We start from the raw sequence: 15,363 nt of genomic DNA on the forward strand, positions 1-15,363 counted from the left end.
CAGATACTGCATAATATTTGCAGAGGTAGTTGTTAGGACTTTAATGAAGGAATTGTATGCGCTTATTAGTTGTTGAAGATGAATCAAAGACAGGAGATTATTTAAAACAGGGACTAAGTGAAGCTGGTTTTCAGGTTTCTTTGGCGCGCAATGGACTTGACGGTCATCACCTAGCAATGACCGACTTATTTGATGTAATAATACTTGATGTCATGTTACCTGACGTATCCGGTTGGAAAATTTTACAGTCGCTACGTGAAGCAGATAACAAAACCCCAGTACTATTTTTATCTGCTCGCGATAGTATAGACGATAGAGTAAAGGGGCTCGAACTTGGTGCTGATGACTATTTAATAAAGCCTTTTGCTTTTGCTGAAGTTTTAGCAAGAGTACGCACTCTTATTCGCCGTGGTGTAGTACAAACAGTTGACGATATACTGATAGTTGCTGATTTAGAAATGGATATTCCAAAGCGAAAAATACAACGTGCAGGCAAGCGTATTTTATTGAGTAATAAAGAGTTTAGCTTACTTGAACTATTGTTACGGCGCGAAGGTGAAGTACTGCCACGTTCGTTAATTGCTTCTCAAGTATGGGATATGAATTTTGATAGCGACACCAATGTGATTGATGTTGCCATTCGTAGGCTAAGAGCAAAAGTTGATGATGACTTTACTGTTAAATTAATTCATACGGTTCGTGGTATGGGCTATAAATTAGAGGTTGAAACTGATGACTATTAAGTCACGGCCTTTATCACTTACGATGCGTGTTGTGTTGTTTGTGGCTGTAACCGTTATTGCGTGCTTAACTTTAGTTGCCACCTTAATAAATAGTTCGATAAAACATCATTTTTTCCAGCAAGATAGTAGTGAACTGCATGTTATTAATCAATCTATTGAATTAGTTTTAAGACAACAGTATAAATCAAACCTGAAACTTAAAAATGAATTATCTAACGCTGTAGCGGGTCATCACGGTGTTTACTATCAGGTAAATACCGCAAAAGGAGAGCTCATTTTTCAAAGTTCTGAACGAGATTTTAGTGATTTTGTAATGAGTGCTAATGCTTCAGCTGGCTTTAACCGTAACAACATTACCTCATGGCAAAATGATACCCACACCTACCGAGCTCTGGTGAGTAATTTAAGTACTGGGCAACAGCAATACAAAATTACTACAGCGATAGACATGAGCTTTCATTTACACTTTCTCAATCAATTTCAACAAAGTCTTTGGGCTATTATGTTTGGCTCTGCGGTACTCATTTTATTGGTGGCTTGGTTTGCTATACATCAAGGATTGAACCCTTTACGAGGTTTGAGTCAGAAAATGCATGACATCCAAACTAATAAGATGGATGTAAGGCTTGATGAAAATAAAGTGCCTATTGAGCTTGTTAATATGGTGCAGTCGTTTAACTCGATGCTCGACAGGCTCCAAGGTGAATTTATTCGTTTATCAAATTTCTCTAGTGATATTGCGCATGAGTTACGTACTCCACTAACAAATATAATCACTCAAACACAGGTTGGTTTATCTAAAAAAAGACAGTTGTTAGAGTATCAAGAATTATTGTTTTCTAATCTAGAAGAGCTGGAACGACTAACTAAGATGGTTAGTGATATGCTTTGGCTTGCAAAAACTCAGAATGGACTGGTTAAACCCGTTCAAAATACTCTAAAAAGCCATGATGAAATTGAAGCATTATTTGAGTACTTTGATGCTTTGGCTGAAGACTCATTGATTACATTTAAGAAAAAAGGTCAAAACCTTTGTTTTTATTGTGACAAATTACACTTTCGCCAATTATTATCAAACCTCCTATCCAATGCAATAAGGTATGCCCCAAAAGGCTCATCAATCACAGTAAATAGTGAAATATTTACCGCTGAAAAAATATGTATTTCAGTGATTAATACTGGGGAGAGAATACCTTCTGAGCATTTACCTTATTTATTTGACCGCTTTTATCGACCCGATAAATCGCGCCAACGACACAGCGATGGGGCTGGTTTAGGGCTTGCAATAGTTAAAGCTCTAGCGCAAGCAAACGGTGGAAATATAGAGGTCAGTTCAAATAATCAAACTACCAGCTTTAAAGTTTTTCTAAATTTAGCTAAAAGCTAATTATTAAATTTAATAACCCAATGTTTGCTTGTACCTCTAGACTTCCCAGTCTTTCATTAAACACCGGTTTATAATCTTAAAGTACAAAACGGAAGTAAACTTCCGATTTGTAAGCCTATATCACTATATTTCGGAAGCAAACTTCCGTTTCTAGTGCTTCAAAGGTAGTTATAGGAAATTTACTTTTGTTTTTCGAAAGCGTTAACCTAGATAGCTATATGAGCCACTTTTCGGGGGCTTATTTGAGCGATAACCGGTCATTGAGGATGGCTAAATTTAGGGCTAATTAATAGATAAAGTTGTGTCGTTTATTCATATAGTCAAGCAAACGAGCAACGCGTATATCCTACATTTAAATTTATTTAAAATCTTGAAATACCCTCGGTTATTTGTTGGAATGTGGATAGATGAGCTTGAAGTCAGCAAAAATATGCGTGATGAGCGCACTATTAAATTGTTAGGCGTTGCTGAACAAGGAGAGATATTCAATGGCTTTTGCCCTCGCACCAGATCAAGAAAATGCTTACCCATCACTCATTACGGCATTGTGCGCGCGCGATGCGTATACTAGAGGCCATTGTGACCGCGTCTGTGCGCTTGCGATGGAAGTGGGGCGTGCGGCCGATTTGAGTGCCCCCTCATTAGATGACTTGCGTATTGCCAGTCAATTACACGACGTGGGTAAGATTGGAGTTCGTGATACTGTTCTCTCGAAGCCTGGAAAGCTCACACCTGATGAAAGGGAAGAGATAAAGGCTCACTCGGTTATCGGTGAGAGAATAATTAGTGAGACATTCCTGACAAACAGAGACGAGGTCGCGTCTATTGTCAGACATCATCATGAAGCATTTGATGGAAGCGGATACCCAGACGGACTGGCTGGTGCCGATATTCCCCTGAGTAGTCGAATACTTTCGATCATTGATGCGTATGATGCACTGACGACTAGCAGGCCATACCGCATGGCTAAATCGCACCTTGAAACTATGAATATCTTGAAGCATGAAGTGGACACGAAGTTTGATCCAAATATTTTTTTGTTGTTTACAAAAGTCATAAAGGCCAGTTCGGCACGTGCCTCGTAAACGCTCGTTCCTAGAATACGGTGAACGCTGCCTAAAAAGTCTCTGCAGATGACATTTGATCCGCCACCCACTTTTTTGCTAACGCAAAAGCAGGCGTTGTCTCAAATGCACCTGAGCTCAGGCGTTGCTAATGTCTGCAAATGGCACAGACTGTGTGAAAACTAATTTTTAATAAATTGTCTTGGGTATGTTCTTAGTTTGAAACCATTTAAGATGGTTGCGATCGATTTTTTCTCAGTATCGCAATTTTCTCCGCGCGAGCGAAACTGCTATGGCAACGCTACTCTAATTGCTTTACTTAGGCCGTTAACTCCCATAATTGTTATCATTCTTCTGAAGTTGTAAGCTAGGACATGAAGACTTATTTCTGTCCCCACGCTTTTTAAACCTCGTGTTAGTAAGTGGGTAGCTCCCATCCAGAGTTTAATTGTGCCAAAGGGGTGCTCAACAGTTTGCTTGCGATGAAGCATCAATTCAGGTTCATTCTTTAGCTTTTGAAGCATTTCTTCTGTCAGAATCTCATGCACCCACCGCCTTATTCGCCTAGGGTCTTTTTTAGAGTTAGTGCACTGACTTCTTATTTTACAATCTCGACAAGCAATGTGATTGAAGTAAACATCAAGGTATTTACCTTGCTCAAATACCTGCATTCGATTTTGAAGTTCATTACCAGCGGGGCATAAGTAAATATCTTTATTTGCATCGTATTTGAAGAGTGAGCGGTTAAATATCCCTTTCTTTTCAGAGGACGATGTATCCGTCTTGGGCATGATTGGCTCTGCACCCAAATCGATAGTATCTTTTATATCGGGCTGACTGAAGTAACCTTTATCTGCTAATACCCTTATATCTTCCTTGCGCAATGCTTTTTGTGCGAGTTTTGTCATTGACGCAAGCTGGCCTCTATCTGGCACGTTGGTCACCTCATGCGCCACTATAAGGTGGTGCTTGGTATCAACCGCACTTTGCACGTTATAACTCACAACTCTTGTAAAACCTTGAGTTTTCATTAAACGTGAATCAGGATCAGTAGTGGATATTTGCTTGTCAGGATGAGCTTCAACTTGTTCTTTAATCTCGTGTAGTTTTTTTAACTGGCTGCGAAAGTCAGCTAGCCTATCTTTTGTGGCTTTAATTTTTGTGACGTTAGCTTGCTCTTTATCGGCTTCATCAAGTAATTCAAGGTAACGTTCAATATTCTTTTCGACTCGGTCGATGTGGAATTTAACTTTGCTTGGCGTAAAATTATTGCCTTTGTTGTTGCTAGCTTTAAACTTACTACCATCGATGGCAACAACTGGTTTCTCAAACATATTCAGACGACGGCAGACTTCAACAAACGTTTTGCACACATTTTTTATACCATCTCCGTTGTCTTTTCTAAAATCAGCAATCGTTTTAAAGTCGGGTGCCAACTTACCAAGTAGCCACATCAGTTCAATATTGCGTTGGCATTCAGTTTCTAATCGGCGGGATGATTGAATACGGTTGAGGTAACCATAAAGATACAGTTTTAATAATGTGGCTGGATGATACTTAGGGCGGCCTGTGGACTTTAAAGTTAACCCTTTAAACTCCAATTCAGCTAGATTTAGTTCCTCAATGAAAACATCAATCACTCTGACCGTATTATCTTCACTGACGTAGTCTTCCAACGATTCTGGAAATAACGTTGATTGGTCACGACTTTCACCGCTTATAAACTTTGACATACTGCCTCAACCCTCAACTGAATCAATAGTCTAATTATATAAATATCAGTATATTAAGTGAACTAAATGTATAGATTAATAGATCATAAGCAGAACATACTTAGACCAAAAGGTGATCAGAGTTTTCACACAGTCTGGGCACAGAGCCGTCCTTCGGCTCAAACTTATTTTTGTCCAAAAGCGAGTTTACCCGACCGTCTGCTTCTCGCTCAAATAAGACCCCGAAAAGTGGCTCATAAAGCTATCTAAGTTAACGCTGGGAAGTCCAGTATATTTCCGATAACTAGCTACGAAGCCCTAGAAACGGAAGTTTGCTTCCGAAATATTGCAATACAGGCTTACAAACGGAAATTTACTTCCGTTTTGTACTTTAAGGTTTTAAGCAGGTGTCAAGTCAAAGCTGGGAAGTCCACTTGTTATTGCACTGTTTAATAGCGCTGTTACTTATTAACTTTTATAGGTATTAAAACGTACCTGGGTAATATTAAGGATATTAGGCTGTTAGAGCTGTGGGTCAAATACGATTAAGCACAACATATGCGGTTTTAGAATACGGTTATAAACAACAAAATTTCGATGAAGCCTACTGTTAGTACAATCACAGGAAGTGAATTTAAAAAGTACTCCATTTTAGTTAATTCTATAATAAAGCTTATTTAACTTTAGCCGTTTATTTTTTGCTTTCATGAAAGAGTGCAGCCTAATTATTTTTTACGTTTGGTTAAGCGGATTCACAAGAGCAAGCACGTTTTGGCTAAGAATATTAAGTGTCGCGTTAAAGCGCTTTAGTTGGCTTTTTATTTCAGGAGTTTTTAATAAACAAAGCGCTAGTGCCATTCGTAATAATGCGCATCCCTAAGTTTAAATGGCTCAAAGTTATAAATAAGCGGGGTCGATATAGCGCTACTAAAGACATATGTAAGTAGAAAGGGATTTAAATTTATTTTTTCACGCATACTTTTTTGCCAATAGTTTTTTATGTTTAAGAAAGCTTTATCTTTTAACAAATACGTACTAAAGGCAAAAAAGTCTAGTTGGTATGAAATTAGTAACCAAAATTTAGTTTACGGATTTTATTGTTATAAGCTATGCCACAGCTGCGGATTTAAGTTTTAGGTTAGCTATTTCACTTTGTGTTGGCAGTGCATCAAAGGCACCAAATTTAGAGACTGTTAATGCTCCACATTTAGTCGCAAAGTCAATAGCTTTTAAAACGTTTTCAAAATTATTAGTCCAAGTAGAAAATTCACTACGATTACAAATTTGCTTAGCTAGTTGATATAAAAAGCCGCCAATAAATGAGTCCCCTGCAGCAGTGGTATCTACAACATTTGCATAAGAGCAAGGGTAGGTTCCACTGAAAGATTGAGATGTAAATGAAATTGGCTTGGCGCCATCGCTCATAAGTACTAACGTTACACCACTATCAATCCACGCTTTTATAGTACTTTCTATATGCTCTATCCCATACAACATAGTTAGCTCTTCTTTACTCGCTTTGATGATATTAACTGTTTTTGCAACTTCAAATATTACTGATGCTGCAGTATGAGGTGCATCCCAAAATGCCGGGCGAAAATTAATATCCATACAGGATATAGAATCAATTTTATTAAACTGTTGCAGAGCATATACAGTGGTATTGTAAATGAGTGGCTTGGCTAGCGAGCCTGAACAAAATGAAACAATTTTAGGTTGCGTAAATAAGGTTGGATCTAGATCTGTTATATGAAGGTCGTAATGGGCTGCGGATTTGTCATAAAACTCAAACGTACGTTCACCGCTTTTATCTAAAGACACAAAAGCAATGGCAGTTTTACCCCTTAGAGATAAACCAAGGTGATCTGTATTTACGTTGTGGGATTTAAGGGCATTAATTAAAAAGTGGCCAAACTTGTCATCACCTACCTTTCCTAAAAGTGCACTTTTACCACCTAACTTAGCCACTGCTACAGCTACATTTGCTGGTGCACCGCCTGCAAATTGGTTAAAACTAAACGACTGATTTGAGGTGTTTTCGTTTATACATTCATTTGAAAGTAAATCGATTAACGCTTCGCCGATTGCAAGTACTTCCATCGTAAATATTCCTATAATAGTAAACATTATCGCCTGCTAAGCAGGCGATAAAAATAAAATTAAAAGCGCTTACCTATGCTAATACTAAATGTGCGTGGTAGCACAACCCGTGCATTGAACGTAGTTGTTTGACCCGCTACTGTTTCACCTGCACGTGGATCGCCCTCTGATAACCCTTCAGAATTATTTAGGTTTTTTACATCAGCGCGAAGGTAGTAGCCTTCTTCATTTTCAAGCGATAAACCAATATTTAGCATGCCATACATAGGAAGCTCCGCAGTGTTGGCATCATCAGCATAACGTTTACCACTCCATGAATAGCTACCATGTAGTGTTGCCATCCCCCAAGAAAAATCATCAAATTCATAGCTACTAGTAAGTTGTCCAAAATGCTCAGGAACACGTACAGGCATGTTGCCATTGATATCAATAGCCGCAGCATTACCATTCGCTTCAAGGTATTGAGCGGCAGGGGTGTTCACAAACTCTGGAGATTGATAAGTAGCAGAAACACCAACGCGCCAGCCTTCGGTAACTTGAAAGTTTAACTCAGCTTCAACGCCAAGAGTTTCCGTATTTCTAAATGCTTGGCGTTGAACAACTTGGCCGTTTTCAACAGTTGGAACATTAAAAAATAAATCATCAGCAGCCGCAAAGTAACCCGTTATAAATGCGGCTATGTCGCCTTCATTATATTTGATGCCTACCTCAGCCATTACCGTTGATGCCGGCTGTGTTTCTCGACGATTGGAATTATTAAACTCGTCAATTTCCTGCTGATTTGCTAAGCCTGTAATTGCCATGTACTTGTCAACATCAGGCATACGAAAGCCATCTGCGTAACGTGTAAATACAGCCAAATCATCATTAAATTTATAGTTTGCGGCCACTGTCCAAGCAAGTTCATTGTATTCGACATCAAAGTCTCGATAGGTGCCTGCGCCAAAAGGTAAGGAGATATTGCCGTTAATAGTATCTGTATCACTGGCAAAGCTATTTATTGTATATTCTGCTTGATTTTGCGCCTCACCATCTGCTTTTAATGTTTCGTATCTTAGGCCTAAATTGAAAGATACATCTTCAAGCTCGTACTCAAAATCGGCAAACGGCGCGAGAGTTTTTTCACTGTAAACAATATCTGCATAACCATGAGACCCTGACTGAATACCTTTGTATGTGCCGCTGCCAATATCGTTACCTTGTTCATCGGTAAAAACAATATCTAATCGTTGTGGTAGAGGCTCAATTGATTGTAATGTATTAATACGGTAGTCAGTTACGTGACCATTGATATTAGAGAAAAATAACCCAAAGTTTGCATAGAGAGTGCCATCCCCCATGTTATCGAATGTGTAGTTTAATTTAGTTTCATTTTGAAAGTTATCGCCTTCAAAGCGCCTGTGCCAAAAGCCGGCATTAATACCGTAGCCATTTGTGTTATATGAGTTTACATCACTTGAGTTTGCAACACTAAACCCTGTACCTGCATCACGAATATCAAAATTTAAACTGCCGTTTACGAGTGCATTACTTAATTGGTCTGCATTTGCATCGTAAATGGCTTGCGCTTTATCTGATAATAATTCGGCATTACCTACATTTATGATACCGGTAAATGTAGTTAACATATCCGTATAACGCATTTGGTTAGAAAAAATTAAATTCTCGTTTATTTCTATTTCGGTAGTGTTACCAAAATAAGTGACGTCAGCGTAGTTGCCATCTGCTACGTCTAAATCTATGTCTCCGCTTGGGGTGTTGTTTAGCGTTAAAAGGCGAGCACCTGCTGAATTACCTGTTGTTCCGTCTCTTATATCCATACCACCAGGTATTGTTTGCGCATCGGTAGTGCTTCCTGTTAGTGGTTGTGGGATAAAAAAGAATGAACTGTCATTTTGTTTGTTTATTTCAAAGCGCGTAAATCCATTACCATCATCAAAAAAATATTTAATATTAGCGTTTATTTCACCACCTTGGTTTGCTGTATACCCAGGATCGCGTGCTGAGTCATCCTCACGGTACCAAGCGCCTATCGCATAGGTTGTTTGATCATTAATAGAGCCGCTTACCCAACCTTGCACTCCTAAACGATTATTACTGTTGGTTTCAAAAAATACATCGCCTTGAGTATCATCGGCCCCTTCACGGGAGATAAAGTTAATAAACCCTGCAGGTGCACTACCAACAAATATAGAGGATGCACCGCCTCTTATTGCTTCCACATTACCTACATAATTTGAAAGTCGAGTAAACCTGTCATTTTGAGTGAATAAAATATCTTGATTATAAAATACAGTCATACCGTCACGTAGTAGTGCTGTAAATTCAGTTTGGGTTGAAAGTGGGAAACCTCTGGGGGCCACGTTATTACCCGTTTCGCCGCCGGTGTCTTCGGCGTGAAAACCAGGAATACTTCTAACGAGCTCTGCTACACTGTGGGGCGCTAACTGCTCTAACTTTGCTTCGTTGAACGTTGTCATTGCATTCGTTGACTCAATTTTTTCTTTGGGTCGAGATGTACCTGTTACGATTATTCTTTCAAAACCTAAATCACTCTTTGTTTCTAATGAATCTTGGGCTTGCGACTTAGCTTTGGGTGAAATGCAAATAGCAACTGCCGTAGCTATTAAGGTCATTTTAGCAGACATATTTTTCATGTTGTTCTCTCTTTATTGTGTGTGTTTACAATTTTGTGATTTATTAATCAAACGAGTCAGTGTTTTCAAAATTGTGAATAGAATGTAGAGAACTTGATTTAATAAATCAACTATTATTATTTATTAATTTTTACAAACATAATGGTGACTTATTAGTCTATGGGATTTATGAAAAGGTACTTTGTATATAGCAGCTTAAGCTAAGCGCAAGCTGCTAATAGTGAATTCAGAATTGCTTTAATGGTGTGAAAGGATAGTGTTGTCTTGTGAAAAGTTTATGAGTAACGGTAAGTTAGCGCAGCCTATTGATTGTGCTTTAGCGCCAATAGAACCACTTTTTACTTCACAGCGATTAATACCACGGTGATCTGCTTCGCTTAATTTTATCTGGGTAGCGAGTACTATTTTTTCTCGAACGTTTATGGGAATAGCGCCGTCAATAACGACAGCTTCAAAATCAAAAATCGCAAGGGAGCATAATGCTGCATAGGCGAGGCCGTCAGCAACTTGATCTATCCATTTTTCTAAAACAGGTCCTAAGTCGCCCCAATATTCATTAGAACTCCATAGTATATCGGTGTTGTAGCCATCATTTTTAAGCATTTTTTCTAAAATATATAAAGATGACTGCATAATAAGCTGCTGAGAACTAAGTTGACCTTTGCTATTAAGCATAGGCTTGGGAAGTGAGCCAATAGCGCCTGCATTGCCTTTTTTACCTGTAAATAATGATTCATTTATGACTACGCCACCCCCAATAAAGGTGCCTATAAAAACATATAAAAAATCTGTAAATCGGGTAGGGTTTCCAAAGCTTAACTCAGCTGAACAAGCAGCTGTGTCGTCATTACAAACATAAACAGGTAGGTCAATTATTTGATTTATTCTTAACTTAAAATCAAAAGATTTCCACTGTTCCATTATTTCAGTAGGGGCACCGGCTTCTTCTGTCCAATTCCAAATCTCGTAAGGAGTAGCAACGCCTATGCCTAAAATCCTATCTGCTAGGTCTTTATTAAGGCTCATTTTTAGTACGCTTATACCTTTTTTTAAAAAGGTTAGTAGGCTATCTACTGTTGGGTAAGCGCAATTTTCATGAAGCGTAGCACGAATATTTCCCATTAAATCAATAAGTGTTAAATCAAAACTACGGCGACCTACTTTGAGACCTATACCAAATGCGCCATCAGGGTTTAGTGCAAAGGGGATTGTGGGTTGCCCCACACGGCCTCGTTGTGGCTCTTTTCTTATTAACAGGGAGTCGGCTTCTAAGCTATTAATAATAACTGTAACCGCTTGCGCAGAAAGCCCTGTTTTCAGCGCAATTTCAGCTTTTGGAGCGCTACCTTGCTGACGGATCAGCGTCATAATTCGACGTTCATTATAAGCACGCAGGCCTGATTGGCTTCTGCCTTCTTGTGATGTAAGTCGAGGGTTTTTAGCTTTAATAATTATTCCTACCTAGTTGGTTATTGTCTTGAATAACTTAATTTATTGTACACCGCAAGATCCCGTTTGGCGATACAGCAACCTGTATAAATGGGAGCTGCTTTGCTACTTTGTTGAATAATATATTGAGATTATATAAAGCTAAAAGCGCAATAAATAACTATAGTTGATTTATTGACGTGCAGATATATACCTGTTTAAATGCTTTACTTAAAGTTAACAACTGAGACACTGAAATGACCACACACACACACACGAAAGCACCTCTGGTCTCAAAAGAGATGGTCGTGCCTTTTATTTTACTCGTATTATGTTTTGCAGCTTGGGGTGCAGCTGCAAATATGACCGATCCGTTAGTAAAAGTTTTTAGTAAAATTTTTACTATGTCTTCAGTGCAATCCGCATTGGTGCAGTTTAGTTATTATGGCGCATATTTTTGCTTAGCTATTCCTGCTGCCTATATTAACAAACGGTTTTCTTATAAAGTTGGCGTATTAACTGGGCTAGGCATGGCTGCAATGGGCGCATTTATGTTTTACCCTGCTAGTCAAGCAATGACCTATGGCTTTTTTTTAGCGGCTTTATTTATACTTGCAGGTGGCCTATCTATTTTAGAAACATCTGCAAACCCTTATGTTATGGGGATGGGGAATGAGCAAAGTGCAACTCGAAGGTTGAATTTAGCGCAATCATTTAATCCGGTAGGGACAAACATAGGGGTGTTTTTGGCTGCTACTCTTATTTTACCAAGCTTGAATACCGCTACTTCCGATGAGCGTTCGAGCATGACTACTTCGCAGCTCAAAAATATAATAAGCGCCGAATTGGATGCCGTAATGGTGCCATATGTGGGTATGGCATGTGTGCTTGTTTTTATTTGGCTTGCCATCGCGTTCACTAAAACGCCGGATTTTTGTAAAAAGAAGCAGGTCTCAAAACATGTTGATTTTAAGCCAGCCTTTAAACGCTTATTTAAAAATACCCATTATCGTTTTGGTGTAATAGCCCAATTTTTTAATGTTGCTGCACAGACATGTGTATGGACCTTTACGATTCAATATGTAATGGAAGCGTTGAATACAAATGAGGTCAGTGGCGGTACAATTTTACAGTACAGTATGATTACATTTTTAGTGTCTCGTTTTGTAATGACGTGGCTTATGGGATTTATCCGTCCTGCAAAGTTACTGATGGCTACATCTCTTATAGCAATGATGTTATGTATTTACATGGTGCAAATGCCTAATATAAGTGGTGTTTGGGCACTAGTATGTATTTCTGCTTGTTTGTCATTAATGTTTCCTACTATATATGCAATTGCGCTACACGGGTTAGGTGACGATGCTAAGCTAGGCGCAGCAGGTTTAGTTATGGCGATTCTTGGTGGGGCAATAGTACCTGTAATTCAAGCTGTATTTATTGATACTTACAGCGTTGCATTTTCATATATGGTGCCTGCAGGTTGCTTTATTGTTGTAGCCGCTTATGCTGCATTTGATTTAAAGGCCAAAGTAAGAACGTTTAACAAAACCTCTCCTTGTTAATAACTTGAGCCGAGTTAAGAGCTCGGCTTTTTTGTATTATTTTTTGACCAGCAACCTATTGGTACTCTATGTGTTATAGATCCTCAACCACGCACATTGAATCAAAGAGAGTTAAAAATACTCAGGGAATTTGCCGATGCAGTGGAGCTTGAAATTCAAGATAGGCTTCAAGAAGAAGCGCAAAAAGAACTTGCTGAGCGTGAATTACGTTATAGATGTGTTTTAGAAGGTATGCTACCCCAAAACGCTTGCATAGGCGGAAGACATAATGGTCTAATCTGTGGAGTAGCTTTTCATCATTAATCTCAGCGAAGAAAAATTGCGAACCCTTACATTTCTTCTCAAACACACAGCCAGTGATTCGTAGGTTCAATCGCCATTCCAAAATTTTTAAGCTCTTATTTTTAAAGTGCTTATAGCTTGTGAAAATCCCAGCAAGAGAAGCCTTTAGCTTTTCAATTGAACCTCCTCTTGCAGAGATATGCTCATTGGTGAATTGATACCCAAGATAATCAAAACCGTTAGCAAGTGAGTCAATTTTTGACTTCTCTGGTACTTTCAAAGGGCAGTGTATTTTTAAACCAATATTACGAAACTTCTTGATGATGATTTGTGCTAGATCGTGTGCTTGATCAGCAGAACAAAGAACTAATACAGTTATGAGTTAGAGTCGACGGGCGGTTCGGTGCCATGAGCAGACACTGAAGATCTTTAATGTCTGAAATCAAGATTTGGGTGATGCCAATCATACTCATTGCTAGGTCACAAAAAGTGGAACGCCAAGAAAAGCTCGCATGGATAGTCGCCTGTTTGTTTATTAGTTGGTTTTGTTTACTCTTATTTATGTTGATTGCGCCACTTAAGCCTAATCAAAAATAGTAATTTGGTGTTGTTCGCGTGTTAAATTAGGTTTTGATTAATGGCTTTTATAACGGCCTGAGTGCGGTCTTTTACGTCTAATTTGGCAAGAATTTGTGACACATGATTACGAATAGTCCCCTCAGAGTTATCTAATTTTTTGGCAATCACTTTGTTTGGCATACCTAAAGACAAACACTGCAATACGGTTTGTTCTTTGTCCGTTAAGCAGAGCTGAGGGCTTAGTTGCTTTTTAAGTAAAAAATCAGTCACCGCACTTTGCAATACTCGCTCTCCTGCAACGACCTGCTTTATAGCACTAATGAGTTCTTCAAGTTCAATGTTTTTAAGCACATACCCACGAGCACCTAGATTAAGGGCTTTGACTAATACATCACAATCTTCAAATGTGGTAATGATCAGCACGGGGGTTTTATCACCTTTCTCGCGCATTTTTTGCAGCACGCCGAGCCCATCTAAATTCGGCATTCTCATATCGAGTAAAGCAATGTCAAAACTATGCTCAGCTAATAGTGCAACCGCTTGCAAGCCATCTTCAGCTTGGGCTTCTATATCAATGGCGCTATCGAGGTTAAGTAAATTAGCGAGGCCTAAACGAACCAAAGTCTGATCTTCAACTAGTAGGCACTTTATCATGGCTTTTTTCTTCTAAATTTAGTGGTAATGTCATGGTATTGATCAGTGTTTCTTGCTCAAGATGTTGTGAAAATTCACCGCCAAATTGTGCCATTCGTTCATTTAATCCTGCTAATCCGTTCCCTTGTTTTGGTAAATGGGTCTCTGGTTGATTGTGATACGCTTTTGCAATTAACAGCGGGTGTTGGCCAACGTTAGAGACATTCACATGCAAAGTAAAATGGTTTGCTTGGGTATGTTTAAGGGTGTTGCTGATCATCTCTTGGGTAAAGCGCAATACACACAGGGCGTAGTCTTGAGGGAGCTGCTCTGCCTCCTTACTTAGTTGGAGATCACAGTGTAAATTAGGTGTTAGTTCGCAAATGGCCTCAATAGCTTGCTTAAGTATCGTTTTGTCATTGCGTTGAGTGGAAACGATTTCGCGTACTTCTGCCAATACTTCTTGGCTAAGTTGGTGGCAAAGAGACAGGGTTTCAACGGTGGCTTCATTTGCTGCTCTTTTAGCAAAATCTAAATTAATGCTGAGCGCGGTAAGCTTATGGCCGAGTGAGTCATGGAGCTCGCGTGATATATTTTGTCGTTCTTGCGCTGCATGCATCGCCCCCATCATGTGTTGGGTGGCTTTTAACTCTTTGTAGTTTTGGCGGGATTGGTAATGTGTATTTAAACTTTCGACAATACGCCGGCTAACAAACCAATTCATCAAACAAAAGAAGAACCAAACTGTAAACGTGATCCAAGGAATGCCATTTTCCCAGCGCGAATAATGCGTTAAACCATACACCAGCATGGCGGCCATAACACAAGCCAGTATTTTTGGAAGCGAAAAATGAGGACTAAAAACCGCTGTGAACATCACTAGGTGGATAAAAACTAAGGACGTTGAACTCAGTTGTATCATGGCCAAAATAAGCAAGAAATAGCCAAGCGCTGCGCCGTGAACAAATTTGTTGGGCTGTTTTAATACATACAGCAAAATGGCTAAAATGGAACCACTTACTATGATTTGCAAATATAGTGCTAATTCTGAGTTTGCATAATAGGCACACGCTGATGTCACCCCAAGCCACGATGCCAATGTTGAAAAATGCCAATCGGTTGTATGTCGTATAGTTGATTCCATTACTGCGGCCATATTTTTTTAGCAATTATTGCAGAACTCGCGTTGTAAAAACAGTGACATATGTCATAG

The 15,363-nt window shown here is 39.1% G+C and carries 11 protein-coding genes; 4 read left to right on the forward strand and 7 right to left on the reverse strand.

The window, feature by feature from the left end:
* The first annotated feature begins 56 nt into the window (after positions 1 to 56).
* From VOI46_RS17225 to VOI46_RS17235, 3 genes are all read left to right on the forward strand, one after another.
* Positions 57 to 743: a heavy metal response regulator transcription factor gene (locus VOI46_RS17225; protein ID WP_024032688.1), complete on the forward strand. Its 687-nt coding sequence runs from the start codon at positions 57 to 59 to the stop codon at positions 741 to 743.
* Positions 733 to 2,130: a heavy metal sensor histidine kinase gene (locus tag VOI46_RS17230; protein WP_031289686.1), complete on the forward strand. Its 1,398-nt coding sequence runs from the start codon at positions 733 to 735 to the stop codon at positions 2,128 to 2,130. Before VOI46_RS17225 ends, VOI46_RS17230 begins: the two co-directional genes overlap by 11 nt.
* A 488-nt stretch (positions 2,131 to 2,618) precedes the next feature.
* Positions 2,619 to 3,215, forward strand: a complete 597-nt coding sequence (locus VOI46_RS17235; protein WP_138726294.1) for an HD-GYP domain-containing protein — start codon at positions 2,619 to 2,621, stop codon at positions 3,213 to 3,215.
* Positions 3,216 to 3,484: 269 nt separating this feature from the next.
* Here VOI46_RS17235 and VOI46_RS17240 read toward each other — a convergent pair whose 3' ends face one another.
* The 4 genes from VOI46_RS17240 to VOI46_RS17255 all read right to left on the reverse strand — a co-directional run bounded on the left by VOI46_RS17240 (position 3,485) and on the right by VOI46_RS17255 (position 11,118).
* Positions 3,485 to 4,927, reverse strand: coding sequence for an IS1182 family transposase (locus tag VOI46_RS17240; protein ID WP_004589456.1), 1,443 nt, complete (start codon positions 4,925 to 4,927; stop codon positions 3,485 to 3,487).
* Positions 4,928 to 6,013: 1,086 nt separating this feature from the next.
* Positions 6,014 to 7,033, reverse strand: a complete 1,020-nt coding sequence (locus VOI46_RS17245) for a carbohydrate kinase (protein ID WP_282338595.1) — start codon at positions 7,031 to 7,033, stop codon at positions 6,014 to 6,016.
* Positions 7,034 to 7,065: 32 nt separating this feature from the next.
* A complete protein-coding gene (locus tag VOI46_RS17250; RefSeq protein ID WP_282338596.1) occupies positions 7,066 to 9,663 on the reverse strand; it encodes a TonB-dependent receptor in 2,598 nt (865 codons plus the stop codon).
* Between the two features lie 237 nt (positions 9,664 to 9,900).
* On the reverse strand, positions 9,901 to 11,118 hold the full coding sequence (locus VOI46_RS17255; RefSeq protein WP_086004339.1) for an ROK family transcriptional regulator: 1,218 nt from the start codon (positions 11,116 to 11,118) through the stop codon (positions 9,901 to 9,903).
* Between the two features lie 230 nt (positions 11,119 to 11,348).
* Here VOI46_RS17255 and fucP point away from each other — a divergent pair, with 230 nt between their 5' ends.
* Positions 11,349 to 12,656, forward strand: a complete 1,308-nt coding sequence (gene fucP / locus VOI46_RS17260) for an L-fucose:H+ symporter permease (RefSeq protein ID WP_039972546.1) — start codon at positions 11,349 to 11,351, stop codon at positions 12,654 to 12,656.
* Between the two features lie 121 nt (positions 12,657 to 12,777).
* Here the strand turns inward: fucP and VOI46_RS17265 are convergent, their stop codons facing one another.
* The 3 genes from VOI46_RS17265 to VOI46_RS17275 form a co-directional block, all read right to left on the reverse strand.
* On the reverse strand, positions 12,778 to 13,218 hold the full coding sequence (locus tag VOI46_RS17265) for a hypothetical protein (RefSeq protein ID WP_004589565.1): 441 nt from the start codon (positions 13,216 to 13,218) through the stop codon (positions 12,778 to 12,780).
* A gap of 338 nt (positions 13,219 to 13,556) precedes the next feature.
* Positions 13,557 to 14,171 (reverse strand): response regulator transcription factor, encoded by a 615-nt coding sequence (locus VOI46_RS17270; protein WP_004589566.1) that lies wholly within the window; start codon positions 14,169 to 14,171, stop codon positions 13,557 to 13,559.
* Positions 14,149 to 15,294 (reverse strand): histidine kinase, encoded by a 1,146-nt coding sequence (locus VOI46_RS17275; RefSeq protein ID WP_039972548.1) that lies wholly within the window; start codon positions 15,292 to 15,294, stop codon positions 14,149 to 14,151. Before VOI46_RS17275 ends, VOI46_RS17270 begins: the two co-directional genes overlap by 23 nt.
* Positions 15,295 to 15,363 lie beyond the last annotated feature (69 nt).

The sequence above is a fragment of the Pseudoalteromonas sp. CuT4-3 genome, assembly GCF_035666335.1.
GTDB lineage: Bacteria > Pseudomonadota > Gammaproteobacteria > Enterobacterales > Alteromonadaceae > Pseudoalteromonas > Pseudoalteromonas atlantica.